At 54.4% G+C, this 17959-nt stretch carries 18 protein-coding genes and 1 pseudogene; 10 read left to right on the forward strand and 9 right to left on the reverse strand.

Translation table 11 applies throughout. The annotated features are described in order from the left end of the window. Positions 1-69: 69 nt before the first annotated feature. Complete coding sequence (locus BFV67_RS17870; protein ID WP_008499681.1) at positions 70-1248, reverse strand: acetyl-CoA C-acetyltransferase; 1179 nt, start codon at positions 1246-1248, stop codon at positions 70-72. Between the two features lie 93 nt (positions 1249-1341). Further along, the gene (locus BFV67_RS17875) at positions 1342-2208 is read right to left on the reverse strand and encodes a LysR family transcriptional regulator (RefSeq protein WP_021242027.1); all 867 of its coding nucleotides are present in this window, start codon (positions 2206-2208) and stop codon (positions 1342-1344) included. A 105-nt stretch (positions 2209-2313) separates the two neighbouring features. Between BFV67_RS17875 and BFV67_RS17880 the strand changes: the two genes are divergently transcribed. Beyond that, the gene (locus tag BFV67_RS17880; protein WP_008499683.1) at positions 2314-2775 is read left to right on the forward strand and encodes a multidrug/biocide efflux PACE transporter; all 462 of its coding nucleotides are present in this window, start codon (positions 2314-2316) and stop codon (positions 2773-2775) included. 119 nt (positions 2776-2894) lie between these two features. Continuing rightward, entirely contained in the window at positions 2895-4124 is a 1230-nt protein-coding gene (locus BFV67_RS17885; protein ID WP_023294484.1) for an amino acid permease, read from the forward strand. 55 nt (positions 4125-4179) lie between these two features. Here BFV67_RS17885 and BFV67_RS17890 read toward each other — a convergent pair whose 3' ends face one another. Next, positions 4180-4632: an Lrp/AsnC family transcriptional regulator gene (locus BFV67_RS17890; protein WP_021242030.1), complete on the reverse strand. Its 453-nt coding sequence runs from the start codon at positions 4630-4632 to the stop codon at positions 4180-4182. A 116-nt stretch (positions 4633-4748) separates the two neighbouring features. On the opposite strand from BFV67_RS17890, the gene BFV67_RS17895 reads away from it, so the two are divergent. Further along, on the forward strand, positions 4749-5360 hold the full coding sequence (locus BFV67_RS17895; RefSeq protein WP_069598751.1) for a LysE family translocator: 612 nt from the start codon (positions 4749-4751) through the stop codon (positions 5358-5360). Between the two features lie 169 nt (positions 5361-5529). On the opposite strand, the gene BFV67_RS17900 is transcribed toward BFV67_RS17895, so the two are convergent. Further along, positions 5530-5802, reverse strand: coding sequence for a GNAT family N-acetyltransferase (locus BFV67_RS17900; RefSeq protein ID WP_008499687.1), 273 nt, complete (start codon positions 5800-5802; stop codon positions 5530-5532). A gap of 10 nt (positions 5803-5812) precedes the next feature. Beyond that, entirely contained in the window at positions 5813-6043 is a 231-nt protein-coding gene (gene yjdI, locus BFV67_RS17905) for a 4Fe-4S mono-cluster protein YjdI (RefSeq protein ID WP_008499689.1), read from the reverse strand. Positions 6044-6219: 176 nt separating this feature from the next. On the opposite strand from yjdI, the gene BFV67_RS17910 reads away from it, so the two are divergent. The 6 genes from BFV67_RS17910 to BFV67_RS17935 all read left to right on the forward strand — a co-directional run bounded on the left by BFV67_RS17910 (position 6220) and on the right by BFV67_RS17935 (position 13988). Then, complete coding sequence (locus tag BFV67_RS17910; RefSeq protein ID WP_069598752.1) at positions 6220-7860, forward strand: ATP-binding protein; 1641 nt, start codon at positions 6220-6222, stop codon at positions 7858-7860. Next, a complete protein-coding gene (locus tag BFV67_RS17915; protein WP_025912425.1) occupies positions 7844-8539 on the forward strand; it encodes a response regulator in 696 nt (231 codons plus the stop codon). The genes BFV67_RS17910 and BFV67_RS17915 overlap by 17 nt, the downstream gene beginning before the upstream one ends. 168 nt (positions 8540-8707) lie before the next feature. After that, positions 8708-9796, forward strand: a complete 1089-nt coding sequence (locus BFV67_RS17920) for an ABC transporter substrate-binding protein (protein ID WP_069598753.1) — start codon at positions 8708-8710, stop codon at positions 9794-9796. A gap of 80 nt (positions 9797-9876) precedes the next feature. Next, the gene (locus tag BFV67_RS17925; RefSeq protein ID WP_069598754.1) at positions 9877-11646 is read left to right on the forward strand and encodes an ABC transporter permease; all 1770 of its coding nucleotides are present in this window, start codon (positions 9877-9879) and stop codon (positions 11644-11646) included. Beyond that, positions 11639-12709 carry an ABC transporter ATP-binding protein gene (locus tag BFV67_RS17930; protein ID WP_023326018.1) on the forward strand — a complete coding sequence of 357 codons (1071 nt, stop codon included), beginning with the start codon at positions 11639-11641 and terminating at the stop codon, positions 12707-12709. The genes BFV67_RS17925 and BFV67_RS17930 overlap by 8 nt, the downstream gene beginning before the upstream one ends. A 145-nt stretch (positions 12710-12854) precedes the next feature. After that, positions 12855-13988, forward strand: coding sequence for an integrase core domain-containing protein (locus BFV67_RS17935; RefSeq protein WP_235610607.1), 1134 nt, complete (start codon positions 12855-12857; stop codon positions 13986-13988). A gap of 228 nt (positions 13989-14216) precedes the next feature. Here BFV67_RS17935 and BFV67_RS24780 read toward each other — a convergent pair whose 3' ends face one another. The 4 genes from BFV67_RS24780 to BFV67_RS24285 all read right to left on the reverse strand — a co-directional run bounded on the left by BFV67_RS24780 (position 14217) and on the right by BFV67_RS24285 (position 17450). Next, positions 14217-14342, reverse strand: a complete 126-nt coding sequence (locus tag BFV67_RS24780; protein ID WP_256388758.1) for a hypothetical protein — start codon at positions 14340-14342, stop codon at positions 14217-14219. Between the two features lie 536 nt (positions 14343-14878). Continuing rightward, entirely contained in the window at positions 14879-15334 is a 456-nt protein-coding gene (locus BFV67_RS17945; RefSeq protein WP_023294493.1) for a hypothetical protein, read from the reverse strand. A gap of 3 nt (positions 15335-15337) precedes the next feature. Beyond that, on the reverse strand, positions 15338-16324 hold the full coding sequence (locus BFV67_RS17950) for a VENN motif pre-toxin domain-containing protein (protein WP_084833298.1): 987 nt from the start codon (positions 16322-16324) through the stop codon (positions 15338-15340). A gap of 574 nt (positions 16325-16898) precedes the next feature. Then, positions 16899-17450 (reverse strand): hypothetical protein, encoded by a 552-nt coding sequence (locus BFV67_RS24285; protein ID WP_157888829.1) that lies wholly within the window; start codon positions 17448-17450, stop codon positions 16899-16901. Positions 17451-17760: 310 nt separating this feature from the next. On the opposite strand from BFV67_RS24285, the pseudogene BFV67_RS23515 reads away from it, so the two are divergent. After that, a pseudogene (locus tag BFV67_RS23515) lies at positions 17761-17916 on the forward strand (IS3 family transposase); the annotation flags it as partial. Between the last annotated feature and the right edge of the window lie 43 nt (positions 17917-17959).

Consider the following 17959-nt stretch of genomic DNA (forward strand, 5'->3'; position numbering starts at 1 on the left):
AACCGTCGGGAGATAAAGATCACGATAAAAAAAACCTCCCGGAGGAGGTCTTTTTTTAATGAGGAAAAATTAGCGTTCAATGGCCAGCGCCACCCCTTGTCCGCCGCCTATACAGAGCGTGGCAATCCCTTTGCGGGCGTTGCGCTTCTTCATTTCGTGGACCAGCGAAACCAGGATCCGGCAGCCGGACGCCCCGATCGGGTGCCCCAGCGCGATCGCCCCACCGTTTACGTTGACCCGCAGCGGATCCCACTCCAGCATTTTTCCGACGGAGATCGCCTGCGCGGCATAGGCTTCGTTCACTTCGATCAGATCCACATCAGAAAGCTGCCACCCCGCACGCTCCAGACAGCGACGGGTCGCATAGACCGGCGCGATCCCCATTAACGCAGGATCCACGCCCACGCTGGCGAATGCCTTAATGCGGGCCAGCACGGGAAGATCGAGTTCGAGGGCTTTGCTTTCGCTCATCATCATCACGGCAGCAGCGCCGTCGTTAATGGAAGAGGCATTTCCCGCCGTGACCGAGCCCTGCATTTCAAACGCAGGATTCAGCCTCGCCAGCCCTTCAGCGCTGGCGTCGGTGCGCGGCTGCTCATCGGTATCCACAACGATAACCTCGCCCCCCTGACGCTGCGTGCTGACCGGGACAATTTCGTCGCGAAAACGGCCGGAATCAATCGCCGCACGCGCTTTTTGCTGCGAGCTTAGCGCATAGGCATCCTGCACCTCACGGCTGATACCGTACTCGCGCGCCAGGTTTTCCGCCGTTACGCCCATATGATAATCGTTGAAGGCATCCCACAGCCCGTCATGCACCAGGCTGTCGAGCAGCTGACTGTTACCCAGCTGCGCGCCGGTACGGCTGTCGGTCAGGACGTGCGGCGCGCGGCTCATATTCTCCTGCCCGCCCGCAATGATCACGTCCGCCTCACCACACTGAATGGCCTGCGTCGCGAGATGCAGCGCTTTTAATCCTGAACCACAGACGTCGTTGATAGTGATAGCGGAGACGGTATTGGGCAGTCCGCCCTTCAGCGCCGCCTGTCGCGCAGGGTTTTGCCCGGCACCGGCCGTGAGGACCTGTCCCAGAATCACCTCATCAACTTCATGTGCTGCGATCCCGCTACGTTCCACCAGCGCTTTCACCACCACGCTGCCCAGGTCAACCGCCGAGTGACGCGCGAGCGCTCCCTGAAAACAGCCGATAGCTGTACGCAACGCACCCACTATTACGACATCTTTCATCACGACCTCTGTGTTAAATGACATGACGATAGTAGAGGATTGTTACTGGCAATTATCTTAATTGTTTAAAAATAGTGAGTTTAATCACAAGGATCAGCGTGCATCCTGCAGATACTGCCGCAGCCAGCTTCCGGCAACGCCGGGAGGGGATCGTTTATTCCACAGCAGATCGATGCCGATCGCCCGCGGCCAGCCGGGAACATTGAGCTGTACCAGGGATTTCGCGGCGGCAAATTCCTCCACCAGCGCGCACGGCAAGACGCACCAGCCAAATCCCTGTACCGCCATACTCAAGAGTAACAGGTAATTCGGGGCTGACCAGACGGGCCCGCGCGCGATCTCCGCCTCACGCTCAAGATAGGTGCTCAGCCGCAGCTCTCGCCAGCCGTGCAGCTCGTCACGCTGAACGTCATCCTGCCCGGCCAGCGGATGCGTGGTCGCGACATAGATCGCCATGCGGGTCTGCATCGGCAGCCGGATGGCGCCGATATCCGTAGGATAACCGTCTCGCGCTTCGGTGAGGCCAATCTGCGCGCGCTCCTTTTGCAGCAGATCGATCACGTCCTCCTCCTCGCCAATCAGACATTCGAATTCCGTATGGGGAAAGCGCGCGTCAAACTGCTTCATCATCTCTTCCAGCACGTCCGGGTTGAGGGTATCGGAAAGGACAAACGTCAGACGCGCCTCCGTTTGCGCCGTGAGCGACACCGCCAGCTCATCCAGCCGCGTGCTGGCGGCGAGAATAGCCTGCACGTAGCCCAGCACCTGTTCCCCCTGGGCCGTTAACACCGGCTGGCGCGCCGAGCGGTCAAACAGCTCGAAGCCCAGATCGGCTTCAAGGTTGGCAATGGACGTGCTGACCGTCGACTGGCTTTTACGCAGCCGGCGTGCGGCCGCAGAGAAAGAGCCTGCTGCAACGGTCTCGACAAACGCGGTCAGGGCTTCGGGTGAATAGCGCATAACCTATCTACTTTTACGATGGATACTATCTTTAATATATCAGCTTTAGCGATAAAAATAGGCCACATCAACGCCCATACTGGCGAATTAACGAGGTCTATCGCTATGCAACATCAGGATGCACTCCAACGTAAACTGCCGGAGCGGATCTTTCATGCTGTCTGTTTTGAAGGGATTGCGACGGCGATCCTCGCCCCTACCGCGGCGTGGCTTATGCAGCGTTCCGTGGTGGAAATGGGTGGGTTGACCATTATTCTGGCCACCACCGCCATGCTGTGGAACATTATTTATAACGTCGGCTTCGACCGTTTCTGGCCTGTTCAGCGCGTCAAACGTACGGCAAAAGTGCGTGCGCTGCATGCGCTGGGGTTCGAATGCGGCTTTATTGTGATAGGCGTGTCGATTGTCGCCGCCGTGCTGGGCGTCACCCTGCTGCAGGCATTCACACTGGAAATAGGTTTCTTCCTGTTCTTCCTGCCGTACACCATGTTCTATAACTGGGCGTACGATAATCTGCGTGAGAAATTTCTTAAGCGCCGCCAGCAACGACGCGCCCTGGCAGGCTGAACCGCCTCTGGCCGGACGCCCGTTCCGGCCCGACGTCTTCGAAGCAACTGCGCTCTTAAGGCATAACTATGGTAAATTGCACGCCATTCTGATGGTTTGATAGTTGATACGTTGCTCTAATGTCGAAAATTTGGTCAAAAGATGAGACTCTCTGGAGTTTCGCTCTCTACGGCACGGCCGTGGGCGCAGGAACGCTCTTCCTGCCCATTCAGCTGGGCTCCGCAGGCGCAATCGTCCTGTTTATTACCGCCCTCGTGGCCTACCCCTTAACCTACTGGCCGCACAAAGCGCTGGCGCAATTTATCCTGTCGTCGAAAACGAAAGGCAACGAAGGGATCACCGGCGCCGTTTCGCACTATTACGGCAGGAAGATCGGCAACCTGATCACCACGCTCTATTTCATCGCCTTCTTTGTGGTGGTGCAGATTTATGCGGTGGCCATCACCAACTCGTTAACCGAGCAGCTGGCAAAACACCTGACGGTAGACACCACCGTTCGCGTGCTGGTTAGCCTGGGCGTGGTGCTGGTCCTGAATCTGATCTTCCTGATGGGACGGCATATCACGATAAAAGTGATGGGCTTCCTGGTGTTTCCGCTGATCGCCTATTTCCTGTTTGTCTCGCTCTACCTGATCGGCAGCTGGCAACCCTCGCTGCTGACCAGCCAGATGGCCGTCGATCGCCATACGCTGCACCAGGTCTGGATTTCGATTCCGGTGATGGTGTTTGCGTTCAGCCACACGCCGATTATCTCGACGTTTGCCGTTGACCGCCGCGAGAAGTTCGGGGACGAGGCCATGGCTAAATGCAAGAAAATCATGAAGGTGGCATACCTGATTATCTGCCTGAGCGTGCTGTTCTTTGTCTTCAGCTGCCTGCTTTCTATTCCACCGTCGTATATTGTGGCCGCCAAAGAGGAAGGGGTGACAATCCTGTCTGCGCTGTCGATGATGCCCTCCTCACCGGCGTGGCTGGGGATTTCCGGGATTGTCGTGGCGATTATTGCGATGTCGAAATCGTTTCTCGGCACCTATTTTGGGGTGATTGAAGGGGCGACGGAGATCGTGAAGTCGTCGCTGAACCAGGTGGGCGTGAAAAAGAGCCGCGCCTTTAACCGCGCGATATCCATCATGGGGGTGTCGTTAATCACCTTTGCCGTCTGCTGCATTAACCCGAACGCCATTTCGATGATTTACGCCATCAGCGGCCCGCTTATCGCCATGATCCTGTTTATCATGCCGACGCTGTCGACGTATCTGATCCCCTCCCTGAAACAGTACCGTTCCATTGGCAACTTGCTGACGCTGATCGTCGGGGTGCTGTGCGTGTCGGTGATGTTTGTCGGCTAATTCCCTTTCCTGCCCGGCGCGCTGCCGGGCAGGCCATTCAGTCCCGGCCTCCTGCTTACAGCGGAAAAGGCCTGTCCTGCACCACCGTTTTCATGACAAGCGTTGAGCGAAGATGCTGCACGCCGGGCATAGCGGAGAGCTTCTCGTCGTAAAGCTTCTGGAAAGCGGAAAGGTCGCGGGTCACGACGTGCATCAGATAATCAGGATCGCCAAACAGGCGCTGGGCCAGCACGATCTGCGGGATCTCCTCCACCGCCTCTTCAAACGCGCTGACCGCCTTGCGGTCACCCTCTTTCAGCGTCGCGAACACTATCGCCAGGAAATTAAATCCCATTTTGGCGGGGTCGAGGCTGGCACGGTATCCCGTTATGGCCCCGCTTTGCTCCAGCGCCCGCACGCGACGATGGCACGGCGAGAGGCTCAGATTCACCCGCTCAGCCAGCTCGGTAAGCGACAGGCGGCCGTCAGACTGCAGCTCAGCAAGAATTTTTCGATCAATGCTATCCATGTGGAAGATTTTCTCATTTTCACCGTGTTATGAGCATAACATTGAAAGCCTATTTCGCAGTGTTAGCGATATTCTTTTTCGCAACGTATAACGCACTGCGGGAGTATTTCAGGACGATGGAAATGAGTATTGTGGCCGGCTTTTGGGTGGTTTCGTTTCTGCTCATCATGACCCCGGGGGCCGACTGGGCCTACGCCATTAGCGCCGGAATCAACGGCCGCCGCGTGGTCCCGGCGGTGATGGGGCTGATGTCCGGGCATCTGCTAGCCACATTGATTGTGGTGGCAGGCGTGGGGGTATTGATTGCTCAACATCCGCTGGCGTTAGCCGGGCTGACCGTGGCGGGAGCCCTGTATCTCCTGTGGCTTGGCATAACGTTATTGCGTCACCCGGCCACACCGAAGAAGGCCACCCAGCATGCGGGTAACTGGACGCAGTGGGCGGTGAAAGGACTCTGCATTAGCGGCCTTAACCCGAAGGTTTTTTTGCTGTTCCTGGCCCTGCTTCCGCAATTCACAGACCCAACCGGAAGCTGGTCGATAGCGATGCAGATGTCCGCGCTTGGGATGATGCACCTTATCACCTGTACCCTGGTCTATCTGCTGGTGGGGTATGGTTCGAAAGCGGTGCTGGCGACCCGGCCACAGGCGGCCCGTCTGGTGAGCAGGGCATCGGGAGGGTTGATGGTGCTGATCGCGCTGGTACTGCTGTTTGAGCAGGTGAGATAACTGTCTTTTTTGCCGGGTGGCGCTGCGCTTACCCGGCCTACATTTCACAACGATATCAATTAATTGCACAATTCATTGTAGGCCCGTGCAAGCGTAGCGCCGCCGGGCGAAACTCACAAATCGCACGTTGTCAGCAGTCTGAAAAAACACCGGCCATCGCCGGTGTGAGTTACGCCCGAATATCGTCATATTCCCGCGTTTTATCAAACTCATGTTTCGCGAACGGGCACAGCGGAATAATTTTGCGGTTCTCACCGCGCATCTTCTCCACCACTTTCGCCACCAGCTGTTTACCGACGCCCTGCCCTTTCAGGCTCTCATCCACATCGGTGTGCTCGATAATGCTCAGGTGCTCGCCGGTCGGCACGAAGACAATCTCCGCGACCTGGTTGCCGTTCGCATCATTCACGTAAAACTTGTTATGGCCTTCCAGAATATCCATGGTTCCTCACTTATTTTTGGCGATACTTCAGCGCACCGCTCGGGCAGGTATCAATCACGCGGACAACCGTTTCAACGTCCACTTCATCGGGAATGATCCACGGTTTACGTTTCAGATTAAACAGCTTTGCGCTCCCACGCACGCAGTTACCGGAGTGTTTGCAGATCCCGGTGTTGAAGTAGACGTCAATTTTCTCGCCGGTATAGGCCCGGTAACCCGCATCCAGTAGCTCTTTATCCATGACATTACCTCTGTAATTATTATCGTGCTGAATGAAGCATAGCCTTACGGGATCCTGATGGCTATAACGCCGAAAACGAAAAGCCAGGTCACAACTCTTTTCTTGCCAGATTGCGTCCGCTATTGGCCCATGTCAGGCTCGGCAAATGTCACTTTTACATAACATCCGCAGGTTGAATGAAACGCAGACTCTCTTTTCAGATAAAGCTGTTTTTTGCGCTGGTGTGCTTCTCCTGCCTGCTGTTAGTTCTGCTGGGAACGATTCTGTTTCATTTTATTGACCGACAGCTCCATCACGATCTCGGCCAGCGCGCCCGGGTGCAGGCCAGCCAGATCGCGCTGATACCGGGTCTGGCGGCCATGGTTGCGGCCAGAGATATCCTCGGCATCGCCCGGTTAATCCAGCCGCTGCGCGCCGAAAGCGATGCCAGCTACATTGTGATTGGCGATACCGAGGAACAGCACCTCTATCATTCGGAATCCCCGGAGCGGATTAACTTACCGATGATCGGCGGAGATAATGCGAAGGTATTACAGGGCAAAACCATTATTTCCGTGCGCCAGGGCGGGATTGGGGTTTCACTGCGCAGCAAAGCGCCGATCTTTAACGCGCAGCACCAGGTGATTGGTATTGTCTCGGTCGGCTATCTGACCTCCTATATTGCCAATATTAACGCCCGCATTCTCTGGCAGTCCGGGCTTTACGGCGCGGGGCTTCTTCTGCTGCTGTTTATGTTCTCCTGGCTGTTTACCCGCAATCTCAAAAAACAGATGTTCCGGCTTGAGCCAAAAGATATCGCCCAGCTGGTGTTGCAGCAAAGGGCACTATTAGAAGCGATGTACGAAGGGGTATTTGCCGTCAATGATGAGAAGCAGCTGATTTTAATTAACCGCGCCGCACGAGAAATGCTGGATATCCGGCAAAGTGAAAAAGCGCTTATCGGCAAACCGCTGGAAGACGTTCTGCAGACGTCGCCGGGCTTTTTATCCCAGCGCTACGCCTCGGTGAGCAGTGGCAGTCACGACCAGATTGCCGTGCTGAACCAGCGGGAGGTAATCGTCAACCGGGTGGCGATTGAGGTCGAACCCGGCGTTGAAAGCGGCTGGGTATACAGCTTTCGCGACAAAAATGACATCAACACCCTCAGCAGCCAGCTCAGTCAGATCAAGCGCTATGCGGATAACCTGCGCATTATGCGCCGCGAGCAGCTGAACTGGACCGCCACGCTGGTGGGCTTGCTGCAGATGAAACACTATGACGAGGCGATTCGCTACATTCAGGCGCAGTCCGAAGGCGCGCAGCGCGTGCTGGACTTTGTCTCCGCCCGTTTTTCTTCTCCCGCGCTGTGCGGGCTGCTGCTCGGAAAATACGTCAGCGCCCGCGAAAAAGGGATCGAACTGCTGTTTGATCCCGCCTGCCAGCTCACCCGCATGCCTGCCACGCTCAACGAAACGGAGCTGATGTCCATTATTGGTAACCTGCTGGATAACGCGGTGGACGCGACCCTTAAGGCCCCGGTCCCCGCGCCGGTGGAACTCTACATTTCTGACCGTAACCAGGAGCTGCTGATCGAGGTGGCCGACCGGGGCTGCGGGGTGGAGGATGCGATGAAGCCGCATATTTTCCGCCAGGGATTCAGCAGCAAGCCGGAACGTGAAAACGACATTGTGGGTACCGAGCACGGTATTGGCCTGTATCTGGTGGCAGGATATATCGATAAGGCTGGCGGCAGCATTGAGATTGCCGACAACACGCCACAGGGGACCATTTTTTCTGTGTTTATTCCGAATGGGCAAAAGCATGACCCGAGCACTTGATGTTGTGATCGTTGAAGATGAGCCGCACCTGGCGGAGCTGCATCGCGAGTATATCGAGCAGAATTTTCATTTGCGCGTGGTGGGCATCGCCGCGTCGATTGAGCAGGCATGCAGCCTGATTCGTCAGCATCAGCCGCGGCTTATCCTGCTGGACAACTATCTCCCGGACGGTAAAGGCGTGGAGCTCATCGATAACCCGCTGCTGAAAAGCTATGAGTGTTCGGTAATCTTCATCACCGCCGCCAGCGATATGCAGACCTGCAGCCACGCCATGCGCAGCGGCGCGTTTGACTACCTCATCAAGCCCGTCTTTTTCCAGCGCCTGCACGCCTCGCTGGAGCGTTTTATGCGCTTCATCCACACCGTACAGCAGGTGAAGGTGGTCGACCAGCATGCGCTGGATCGCCTGTTTCATCTGCCTGCCGCGGAAGCCTCCGTAACGCCGTCCACAAAGGGCATTGAACCCCAGACGCTGGAGCGGATAAAACGCCTGTTCGCCGAGCATCCCGACAGCGCGATGTCGGTTGAAGAGGTGGTGGAAAACGTGGGGATCAGCAAAACCACGGGGCGTCGCTACCTCGAATACTGCGTGGAGAGCGGGTTAATCAGCATTGAAATGCTGTACGGCAATATTGGTCATCCTCGCCGGTTATACCGTAAAGCCCCCGATAAACGGTAATCCAAAACCGTTCGTTGGCTAACGTTCGCGGATTTTATGGTGTTAATTGCTGAAACGACGGCGACAATCACACTTCGGAATCATTGCCCTCGCCTCCCTATTGTCGGAGGCGCGCTTTACGCTATGTTGACAATTAGTTCCTCAAATGTAACTAAAAGGTTAACTATAATGTCGAACACGTTCCGAATTTCTCTGCTTACCGCTACCGTACTGTTCTCTGCTTCTGCACTGTCTGCCCTGCCGCAGGGTTATCCTGCTGAGTATCAAAAAGTGGTTGATGCCGCCACGAAAGAGGGCAAGGTTGTCATCTATTCCACTACCGACATCAAAGCTGCCGGCCCGCTGATCCAGGGCTTCGAAAAAACCTACCCGGGCATCAAAGTCGAATACAACGACATGAACAGCACCGAGCTGTACAACCGTTTCATCAGCGAACAGGCTTCCGGCGGCGTGAGCGGCGACGTGGTCTGGAGCTCCTCGATGGACACGGGCCTGAAGCTCGCCACCGACTACGCCATGGAGTACAAATCTCCGGAGCAAAGCCAGCTGCCGAAATGGGCGGTCTGGAAAGATAAGGCCTACGGCACCACCTATGAGCCGGTGGTCTTCATCTACAACAAGCGCCTGATTCCGGCCGGTGACGTGCCGGATTCTCACGCCGCGCTGGCGAAGCTGATTGCCAGCCAGACGGACAAATTCAAGAACAAAGTCACCACCTACGATATCGAAAAATCGGGTCTGGGCTTTATGCTCTCGGTGCAGGATCACAACGCCGATCCAAACTACTTTAAGACCCTGGCCGACGTCGCCAAAGGGGGCCTGTCGGTGCAGTCGTCTACCGGCACCATGATGGAGCGCGTCTCCTCCGGTGAAAACCTGATTGGCTTCAACATCCTCGGTTCTTATGCGGAAGCGCGTGCGAAAAACGATCCGTCGCTCGGCATTGCCTATCCAAAAGACTACACCCTGGTGCTGTCGCGCGTGTCGTTCATCAGTCAACAATCGCAAAACAGCAACGCCGCGAAGCTGTGGCTGGACTACGTGCTCTCTGAACAAGGGCAAGGCATTCTGGCCAACCAGGCGGACATTCCCTCCATTCGTAACGATATCGAAGGGAAAAATGATATCGACGGCCTGACCAAAATCCTCGGCAACGCGCTGAAGCCGATCCCGGTTGATGAAACGCTGCTGGAATACCTGCAGCCGAAAAAACGCCTCGAGTACATCAAAGAGTGGCGTACCGCCGCCGGTAAATAAGCGTCTGAGCGCGGCGCTGGCCGCCGCGCTCCCTTATCGACTGAGTTCGTTTTTCTGGGCTGCAACACCAGGGATACCCCATGAATACATTACGCAGAAAGTGGCAAAGCCTGCCGCGAGGCATCGTCGTGCTGATAACCGCCCTGGTTATCTACACGCCGCTGTCGTTTATCGTGATCCAGAGCTTCCTGTCCGCGCCGTTCTTTTCGCCGTCAAAAGAGTGGAGCTTTGAATCATTTGATTTTATTTTCACCGATCCTGATTTTTATAAGGCCCTGAAAAGCGGCTTTATTCTGGCTTTCGGGCTGGTCTTTATCTCTATCCCGCTGGGCGGCGTGCTGGCGTTTCTGATGGTGCGTACCGACCTGCCCGGTCGCCGGCTGATTGAGCCGCTGATCCTGGTCCCGATTTTCGTTTCACCGATGGTGCTGGGCTTCGGCTACGTGGTGGCCGCCGGTCCGGTGGGCTTTCTCTCCCAGTGGGCTGAGGCGCTGATTGGCTTTGTGCCGTGGAACATCTACGACATATCGAGCATTGTGGTCATTGCCGGCCTGACGCACGTCCCGCACGCCTATCTGTATATCTCGTCAGCGCTGCGCAGCGTGGGCTCCGACGTGGAAGAAGCCGCACGCACCGCGGGCGCGTCGCCCTGGCAGGTGATGACCTCCGTCAGCCTGCCGATGGTGCGCCCGTCTATTCTGTACGCCACCGTGCTGCTGTTCTTCCTCGGGCTGGAAGTGTTCGGCCTGATGCTGGTCCTCGGCGACCCGGAAGGCAATATGGTGCTGGCGACCTATCTTTATAAACTGACGAACAAGATGGGTACCCCGTCCTATAACCTGATGGCGGCGGTTGCCGTGGTGCTCATCTGCATCACCATCCCGCTGGTGATGCTCCAGCGTCGCCTGATGCGCACCGCCAACCGCTTCGTCACCATGAAGGGCAAGGCCTCGCAGGCCCGCGCGCTACCGCTGGGTAAATGGCGCTGGGTGGCTGGCGCGGTGATTGCCTTCTGGCTCACCGTCACCATTGGCGTTCCGCTGCTCGGCGTGGTGCTGCGCGCGTTTATCTCCAACTGGGGCGTGGGCGTTTCGCTGTGGGACGAGCTTTCCCTGAACACCTTCCGCACCATCTGGGCGCAGCCCAACCTGCTGCGCGCCATCGTTAACTCCATGGCGATTGGCGTCATTGGCGGCGCGCTGGCCGTGGTGTGCTACCTGTTTGTCGGCATTGCCATGCACCGCAAGCCGGATAACACTACGCGTTTCCTGGACTACAGCGTGCTGGTGCCGCGCGCCGTGCCTGGCCTGCTGGCGGGTCTGGCCTTCCTGTGGGTGTTCCTGTTCCTGCCGATGTGGCTGGATAACTCGCTGAAATCCGGCTGGCTTTCCGGATTCGCCTGGACCGACTGGATGCGCGAAAACGTCATCGTCTGGCTGCGTTCGCTGCGAAGCACCATTTTCAGCGTCTGGCTGGCCTATACCGTGGTGTGGATGGCTTACGGGCTGAGGCTCATCTCTTCCACGCTGCTGCAGGTAGGGCCGGAGCTTGAAGAGGCGGCGCGCAGCACCGGGGCGACGCGCGGGCAGATCACCCGCCACGTTACCATCCCGCTCTCCCGTTACGGTCTTATCGGTTCGTGGCTGCTGATGTTCCTGATCTTTGAACGCGAATACTCAACGGGTGTGTACCTGCTTTCACCCGGCACGGAGACCATCGGCTCGATGCTGGTTTCCCTCTGGGCCGCAGGCGCCATTGATATCGTGGCGGCGCTCTCTTTCATTAATATCCTGCTGGTCGTGGTAGGTCTGGGCATTGCCCTTCGTTTCGGAGTGAAAATACATGATTGAATTAGCGGTTGACGATCTGCACTTAACCTACGGCGACAATCCTGTTTTAAAAGGTGTCTCCATGAACCTGAAGCGCGGCGAAGTGGTCTCCCTGTTAGGCCCCTCCGGCAGCGGTAAAACCACCCTTCTCCGCGCCGTCGCGGGTCTGGAAAAACCGACCCAGGGGTCGATTGTGATTGGCAACAATAAAGTTTACGACGGTACGCCGCGCAGCGAGGTCCCGGCGGAAGAGCGTAACCTGGGGCTGGTATTCCAGTCATACGCCCTGTGGCCGCACAAAACCGTGTTTGAGAACGTGGCCTATCCGCTCAAGCTGCGCAAAGTCCCGGCCAAAGAGATCCAGCAGCGCGTGCAGGACGTGCTGGACCAGCTGGGTCTGGGCCATCTTGGCAAACGTCACCCGCATCAGCTCTCCGGTGGGCAGCAGCAGCGCGTGGCGATTGGCCGGGCGCTGGTGTACAACCCGCCGGTGATTTTGCTGGACGAACCGCTTTCCAACCTCGACGCCAAGCTGCGCGAAGAGGCCCGCGTGTTCCTGCGCGAGCTGATTATCAAGCTCGGGCTATCCGCGCTGATGGTGACGCACGACCAGAACGAAGCGATGTCCATATCCGACCGCATCCTGCTGCTCAACAACGGCAAAATTGAGCAACAGGGCACGCCGCAGGAGATGTACGGCTCGCCGAAAACGCTGTTTACCGCCGAGTTTATGGGCAGCAACAACCGCCTGCACGGCAAAGTCACCGAAGTGCGCGACGGCAGAGCGCGTATCGAAGGAAAAGGCTGGGTGCTGTGGGGCCAGGCCGGTGAAGGGGTGCAGAGCGGTGATGAAGCCACGGCGGTGATCCGCGTCGAGCGCGTGGCGGTAGTCGAGGGGCCAGGGGAAAATCAGCTTGAGCTGCCGCTGCTTACCAGCATGTACCTCGGCGACCGCTGGGAATACCTGTTCCGCACGGTGGGGGATGATTTTGTGATCCGTGCGTATGGGCATGAGGTTCGGGATCCGCAGCACTGCCATCTTTCGCTGCCGGAGAAGCATGTTTGGGTGTTCCCGAAAGGGTGATGAGTCAATAATTAATCTGCCATGGCCCGGTAGCGATTCGGTATGAACCGGAAACATGGGTAACACTTTAGACCGGATACATGGGTAACAGTTATAACTGGCATAGAAGAGGAGACTCGCTATGCCCTGGACTGAGACCCGACCTATGCAACGCCTTGATTTTATCCGTGCCTGCCATGCAGGTACGGACTCCTTCTCCGCTCTTTGCCGTCTTTTTGGTATCAGCCGCAAAACCGGCTACAAATGGCTTCAGCGTTTTGACCCTTCTGACCTGTCCTCTCTCTCTGACCGGTCGCGCGCACCATGCTCTCACTCCCGGACGGTTCCTGATGAGGTCGTCGGACACCTGACTGCCCTGCGTCAGAAACACCCTGACTGGGGCCCGAAAAAACTGCGGATGTGGCTCCTCAATCATCACGTCGATTTTACCGTTCCTGCTGCCAGCACTGTCGGCGATATCCTCAAGCGTGAAGGCCTGGTACCTGACAGAAAGAGAAAGCGCAGAACGCCGGGGAATCGCCGGCCCCTGACCAGCATCAGTGAAAACAATCAGGTCTGGAGCGCTGATTTTAAAGGCAAGTTCAGGCTGCTGAGCAGAGAGTACTGTCATCCCTTTACCCTGACCGACAACCACAGCCGGTATCTGCTGAGCTGCCGTGGAACAGACCGTGAGAGCGAGCCCTTCGTCAGGCACTGTCTGACGGAGGCGTTCCTGGAGTACGGTCTGCCGGACGTTCTGAGAACCGATAATGGTCAGCCCTTCGCAGGGACGGGTATCGCCGGGTTAAGTCGCCTTGCCGTCTGGCTGATAAAGCTGGGCGTCAGACCGGAGCGTATCCGGCGGGGCCATCCCGAAGAGAACGGGCGGCACGAACGCATGCACCGTTCCCTGAAAAGTGCGCTGGCGCAGGGGAACACCTTCATGACGATGGAAGAACAACAGCGGTGGTTCAGTGACTACCGGGAAGAATTTAACTACGAAAGACCGCATGAAGCCCTGGCGGGTGCAACGCCCGGAACGGTGTGGCACCCCTCGAAGCGACAGTGGGATGGCCGTGTTCCTGACTATGCCTATCCGTCAGGAGGAACGGTCTACAGGGTGAAATCGAGGGGGACACTCTATATGGGGAAAAAGGGGACGGTGTTCCTGAGTGAAGCGCTGACTGATGAGTACATCATGCTGGAAGAACAGGATGATGGCCTGGAGGCCATCATCTTCAACGGAATAACGCTTGCGTACTACGACCGAAAAACCCAGAGTGTGGTGCGGATAGACTAAAAGTGTTACCTATGTTCCCGGTCTGATCTGTCACCTATGTATCCGGTCATACAATTCGCTTACCGGGTCTACAAAATAAAGAAATGCGCAGATGCCAGGATTGGTGGCGCTAGTTATTATTGTTAATGCATTCCGACTTAAATATTTACCTGACCCTTTTTTCCGTCCGTACGCATAACGGGTTAAGACTCCATATCAAAATGTTATTACAGAGCATATAAAGAAAATTTATGCATCATATCCAGCATTTTTGAAAATTAATTGAACATGCTCCGTCAGTCCAACAAGATCTTCATAGGCGATTGGGCCAAAATCAGGATAATGGTTTTCAATATACTCGTTAACATCTTCCATACCTTCACTGACTCTGAGATTATTAACAAACCATCTGTTCCCGGACTGTTTTCCCAGATCGCTTTGATAATGTTTTCGCTCTCCGGTAAATCACCGCACACAATATCCTGTAATCCAGACTAAACCTGCTCCGGCGAAAGATTGCTGTCCTCAGCATACTGTGCATAGGACTGTACCAACTGGCAGTTATATATCATCCCTTTTGGCAAATCGAACCCATCACTCAGAGAGTTATTCTCCACAACAACTCGATCCGACGCACATTGCTCTGATAATGTCTTATCCCTTTTCTTTTAGTGGCTTATTGACCCTGTTATATTTTATGCCCAAGCTTTTTTCGCTGTTAAGCATTTTGGAGCCACAGACGCTACCGCCGCGCAGTGACGCTCAGGTCTGCCACGCATTTATCATATAAATAGCACGCAGAAGAGCTCCCAACGAACATAACACGGTGTAACCTACTGATATCATTTAATATTCTGCCAAAATAAATTCATATATTATCGAATAATATCGCTATACCTCAAATTCATGTATCAACGATTTGATTCATGCCATTTTTTTAGAGTTTTATAAAAATTAATAACACTATCTAAATCAGTGTTCCACTCTGAAATTTTAACTCCATCTTCATTATGTGTTTTGCGCGAATCAGTAAATTTATTTATCATTTCAGGATTGAATCCCGGACACTCATCCAAAAATAAAATTTTATTTTGAACAAAAACATCATTACCCGAGAAATATAAAACCCAAGTAAATATAAAGTTCGCATCATCAGGCTCATACATTGAAACAACCAATGCAGCATGCTTTTTATTTGTCAATCCCTCTTTAAGAGAGTTTAGCCAGCTAACTTTGTAATTATCTATATTCCAGTAAGATAGTGGAATATTTATTACCTCTGAAAAACCACCAATAATTACCGATGATGGCAAGAAACATTCACCTTCATTATTCACTGGTTTATCCTCAGGGAAAATGCCAAACATATGTTAGTCCTTAATCCTGTTCAAGTTACTGTCATAAGTTCCTATTCTGTTGCCTTTACGATCAAACATTTTCCAACCATTTGTAACATTATGACTATCAATATCGGGAGTAATGTATTTTTTACCATCAGAATAAACCGGCTGCCCATGAGAATTAAATGGTGCTTTCTGTGGTGGGATTCTGGTATCGAATCCTAATTTTTTAGCTGCTTCTTCAGCCTCTTTACCCTTAAGGGCCAGATAAGCTAAATCATCCTTATTCGGCCCTTCTGGAATCGGTGTAACCGTAGTATTGCCGCCAGTATCCGGATTTCCATCATTCTTACCTGTATTGGTTGCCCTCTGACCCGAGGACTTATTATTCCCTGTATTTGAAGGCACATTTCCAGTTACAGTCTGGTCTCCACCAGTGTTTGATGGTCCCGGGTTGATGACCTGCGTACCACCAGTACTGGTGATCGTCTTACCTGTCAGGGACTCATAGGCCGCTTTCTGAGCATCATTTAACTGACTGAGCTGGGAAGGATCATTGAGCGAGGCCACATAGATCAGATGCAACTGCTCATCTTGTGACAATCTATCCATTGCTGATGTGGATGCACCAATGCCCAGTAAAGCACCCAGACCACTGGCAACCAGGCGATCACGGCAAGCAGAAATTTTCAGACATCCCTGTGCAGCCAGTTTACCGCCCTGTATAACGACACCCAGCGAGTTATTCTCAACCTCCACCTTCGCCGTTTCCGACGCCGTCGCCGCCATGGAGACACTACCATCCGTCACTGCTGCGCCCGCCAGACCACCTGCGATACTCACGAGGCTACTGACCAGCCGTTTCTCCTCTGCCGTCAGGTCACTGGATTTTTTATCTCCATACAGCGCGCTGACCAGATGGTCAGTCATCGCCGAGGCCGTAATGGCCCCTATGGCACCAGCCTTCAGGCCATCCGCACTGCTCCCGCCACTCAGCTGCGTCAGCGCCGCAGCCACAATACCGTGCAGCGCGGCACGGGCTGTCGGATCTTTCTGCTCCTTGACCAGGGTCGCCAGCAGAGGGGCCGCCCCCGCTGCCGCACCTGCCTTCAGGTTACCGCCAAGCGCACCTGCCAGTAATCCCGCCGCTGCGCTGCCCTTAGTCCAGAAGGCACTCCCCGGACCGTACTCGGTATTCTGATATCCGGGCTGCGTCTTCAGGAACGCTTCCTGCTCCTGCGGCGTATCGCCCTGCAGTTTTCCTTCTGACGCCAGCTTCGCGCCCAGCGCCGCATTGGGGGTAAACTTAACGGCTGATTAAACGATCCCGGCACAGTGGCCGGGATCTGTGTCATTTAGACAGTGGTTCAAGGCGAAGAAGATGAGACTTTGCCTTCTCTATAAGCTGTAAAAACTCATCGCATTGAAATTCAAGAATATTACTTTCATCTGGATAAATAATAATATTCACTGATTTCCTGTCTTCTGATAGTGAGATTTCACCCCACTGGACTCGATTAAAAGACAATTCAGCATAAAGATCTTCCCGATCAACTGAACTACCTACGCTATATTCCAACATATGAGACCTCTATTTAGTTGGTGGTTCACGGAAGCCAATTAATCTTGAACCATCAGAATTAAATCGTAATGCTCGTCCATCAGGAGCTGTAGCTTCAACAACAGTAATCCTTTGTTTATTTTCAAAAACCACTCGGGATTCAATCTTAGTATTTGGATTGTTTAATATTTCGTTAACTATATTCTGAGCTTCCTGATTAAGAACTGACGCTTTTTGACTGGAATAAGAATATGCGGAACCTTCTCTTCCGCCATGCTTTTGTAGTGCTCGTCCGGCATCAGTCAATCCATTTCTGTTAGATGCTGAAGCGGCCTCATTAAGGCGATCTTTTGATGGGGCAGTAGAAGCCCTGTTATTCCGAGCATTCTCCTCATCCTGCGGCTCCCAGCCCCCCGGCGTGCCTGATCCCGCTCCCCCCAGTTCTGCCTTTTCTTCATCCGTCCAATTTGCGCCAGTATTTGGCTGTTCTTTATCATTAGTCAGCGCTTCACCGATTGCTACACCTGCACCAGTGGCGGCAGCAGTCCCGCCTCCTGGCCCAAACCCACCACCTTCCAGCAATGGATTTCTGCATGCCCACGGCTCCTGTGCACACATTGCGCTGTTCAGCGAGCTATTCTCAACAACAACTCTTTCCGACGCAGCCTGCTGCGATGAACCCGATTTTCCCCTTACTTTTTCGTGAATTAAAACCGGTTTTCCCTGCTGTATTCCGCAACGGCAACTTTTTGCGCTGTTAAGCGTCTTTAGCCCCGCAGACGCTTCCGCCCTAGCGAAGCCCCCTTCGGGTAAAGAGTCTGCAAAGGTGCAGGCTGCGAGTCAGGAGACTCAGACGGTTAAGAGATTAACTGTCGGGGGCTCCTGTTTAATTTACCTAAGCTTTAGCGTTGCAACTCATGCAATAACGAACTATATCGTTGGATATTACAGCGCGCTCAGACCGCATGAATATAACGGTGGGTTACCACCAAACGACTCGGAAAACCGATACTGGAAAAAATCTAAATCTGTGGTCAGTTTTTGTTGACCACTTCAACTCAATCTTGTGATGGCATCAATCGCGCAACAAA

It is taken from the genome of Enterobacter roggenkampii (assembly GCF_001729805.1).
GTDB classification, from domain to species: Bacteria; Pseudomonadota; Gammaproteobacteria; order Enterobacterales; family Enterobacteriaceae; genus Enterobacter; species Enterobacter roggenkampii.

Bases quoted from the DNA above. Each gene is read 5' to 3' on its own strand.
- yjdI (WP_008499689.1), bottom strand. From the start codon at position 6,043: ATGGATAAAGAGCTACTGGATGCGGGTTACCGGGCCTATACCGGCGAG.
- BFV67_RS17930 (WP_023326018.1), top strand. From the start codon at position 11,639: ATGATTGAATTAGCGGTTGACGATCTGCACTTAACCTACGGCGACAAT.
- BFV67_RS17920 (WP_069598753.1), top strand. From the start codon at position 8,708: ATGTCGAACACGTTCCGAATTTCTCTGCTTACCGCTACCGTACTGTTC.
- BFV67_RS17910 (WP_069598752.1), top strand. From the start codon at position 6,220: ATGAAACGCAGACTCTCTTTTCAGATAAAGCTGTTTTTTGCGCTGGTG.
- BFV67_RS17925 (WP_069598754.1), top strand. From the start codon at position 9,877: ATGAATACATTACGCAGAAAGTGGCAAAGCCTGCCGCGAGGCATCGTC.
- BFV67_RS17900 (WP_008499687.1), bottom strand. From the start codon at position 5,802: ATGGATATTCTGGAAGGCCATAACAAGTTTTACGTGAATGATGCGAAC.
- BFV67_RS17935 (WP_235610607.1), top strand. From the start codon at position 12,855: ATGCAACGCCTTGATTTTATCCGTGCCTGCCATGCAGGTACGGACTCC.
- BFV67_RS17890 (WP_021242030.1), bottom strand. From the start codon at position 4,632: ATGGATAGCATTGATCGAAAAATTCTTGCTGAGCTGCAGTCTGACGGC.
- BFV67_RS17895 (WP_069598751.1), top strand. From the start codon at position 4,749: ATGGAAATGAGTATTGTGGCCGGCTTTTGGGTGGTTTCGTTTCTGCTC.
- BFV67_RS17945 (WP_023294493.1), bottom strand. From the start codon at position 15,334: ATGTTTGGCATTTTCCCTGAGGATAAACCAGTGAATAATGAAGGTGAA.
- BFV67_RS17875 (WP_021242027.1), bottom strand. From the start codon at position 2,208: ATGCGCTATTCACCCGAAGCCCTGACCGCGTTTGTCGAGACCGTTGCA.
- BFV67_RS17880 (WP_008499683.1), top strand. From the start codon at position 2,314: ATGCAACATCAGGATGCACTCCAACGTAAACTGCCGGAGCGGATCTTT.
- BFV67_RS17870 (WP_008499681.1), bottom strand. From the start codon at position 1,248: ATGAAAGATGTCGTAATAGTGGGTGCGTTGCGTACAGCTATCGGCTGT.
- BFV67_RS24780 (WP_256388758.1), bottom strand. From the start codon at position 14,342: ATGGAAGATGTTAACGAGTATATTGAAAACCATTATCCTGATTTTGGC.
- BFV67_RS17885 (WP_023294484.1), top strand. From the start codon at position 2,895: ATGTCGAAAATTTGGTCAAAAGATGAGACTCTCTGGAGTTTCGCTCTC.
- BFV67_RS17915 (WP_025912425.1), top strand. From the start codon at position 7,844: ATGACCCGAGCACTTGATGTTGTGATCGTTGAAGATGAGCCGCACCTG.